At 53.2% G+C, this 1,494-nt stretch carries 2 protein-coding genes; both read right to left on the reverse strand.

What is annotated here, in order from left to right; translation table 11 throughout:
• Window positions 1–315: 315 nt before the first annotated feature.
• Complete coding sequence (locus AC1RT6_RS21205; protein ID WP_139372917.1) at window positions 316–957, reverse strand: hypothetical protein; 642 nt, start codon at window positions 955–957, stop codon at window positions 316–318.
• Window positions 958–982: 25 nt separating this feature from the next.
• Window positions 983–1,363, reverse strand: coding sequence for a hypothetical protein (locus tag AC1RT6_RS21210; RefSeq protein ID WP_139372918.1), 381 nt, complete (start codon window positions 1,361–1,363; stop codon window positions 983–985).
• Window positions 1,364–1,494: the final 131 nt, after the last annotated feature.

A 1,494-nucleotide genomic window follows, 5' to 3' on the forward strand; every position in this document is an offset into this window, starting at 1 on the left:
CTGTAGCGCCGTCCAGATCGAAAAACAGGCTGCGTGTACGGGCACTCCTACCATGCTCCGCTATCAGAAAAAAGACGATACACGAGGTAGAGCGCAAACCGACGGCTCGTCCCTTGGAAACCGTAGTTTCCTTCGACGACCACCTGCTGTCATACACTTCCCGGTACGATAGAAAGCGTTGTCGACAGATCGGAGCGGAAACGCGCAGGGCATTGTCGGCGCAAATGCAGAATAATGTCCGTCAAAGCGCCGTAGCGATACAGCGGCGAAAAAATCTGCGCCGATTTGAAATTACAATGGCCATGAGAGCTGCTATCAACACATAGGATTGGTCGCCACTCTATCGATACCATCATCCGCGACGAATTCCTTTACCAACGAACATCCCCGCTTTTCGAGCCACAGCTCGATCTCGATTGCGGTAACGATTCCGACACCGGGCTCCATGAGCAGTTCCTCACGGGTGTAGGAGGACGCGATCCTAATAAGGCGTTGGACTCGGTTGCCAACTGTTCGTCCGCTGAGATGAGCATGGCGACCGTTCAACAGCGCAATGACAGCCCGCCGGGAGAGATCGCGGCGCATGACTCCCGTACGTATTTTGGGGCCGAGCGCACGGACATCCGCCTCCGATATGTCGAGCTTGCGAGCAATTTCGGTCCGATCAAGTCCCATCGTCAACAGCACGGCGATTTCGTCACGTAGTTGATCCAGGACTTCGCTCCAGGAATATCGGCCGGGAGTAAACTTCCGATGCGATTCAGATTTCTGAGCGGCAGCTAGATGCAGATGCATAAGATTTGACCTTCCCATTCCATCTTCGGCCTGATCTTCGGATCTTACGGGCAAGCAATTTTCAAGAGTATGCGAACCGAGAGTGACGGTTTCAGCATCGACAGATTGAGATCGATCCACCCTCACGGATGACTTGGCTATCCAACCAAGAAAATCTCCCATTTAGGGTTACCTTCTTCTAGGTTGGTCAATTGTCCCGACGTTGCTTTCGTGCGACATCAGCGGCAGACAACAGCGCCGAAGCTAGCTCTTCTGCCATTTTCGGAGGCACAGCGTATGGCGCTGCCAGAGCAGTAGAGCCATCGAGAATAACAAACACATACTCCTGACCAGGGACGTTCGAAGCCGACCAAGATTGCAGCCCTCGAAAGCTAAATACTAGTTTCTGTGGTCGTTGCCTGATCGACACTTCTTGTTTGACTCTTCCAAGCGATGCCATAAGCGCGTCCAAATGGTCGGCGGGCATAGATACCGTAATTTGCTCGCCCCACCTGCCGTCGAACGTCAAACTCAACGATGAGCCGTCTACGGTGACGTTATGGTTTCGAAGACCAAATATCTCGCTCATCGAACAACCACCATTTGAACAGCTGATGCTCGGCGCCACGACTGCTTCAAACGTTCAGAATCTCGCTGTGGCCTGCAGCCGGAACACACGCGGTGATCCGGGCATAAGGTTATTGTTACCATCTGCGGTCG

The sequence above is a fragment of the Nitrobacter sp. MLSD-S21 genome (genome assembly GCF_058809865.1).

Excerpts from the sequence above, each read along its gene's own strand:
- AC1RT6_RS21205 (WP_139372917.1), bottom strand. The coding sequence starts at position 957 with ATGGGAGATTTTCTTGGTTGGATAGCCAAGTCATCCGTGAGGGTGGAT.
- AC1RT6_RS21210 (WP_139372918.1), bottom strand. The coding sequence starts at position 1,363 with ATGAGCGAGATATTTGGTCTTCGAAACCATAACGTCACCGTAGACGGC.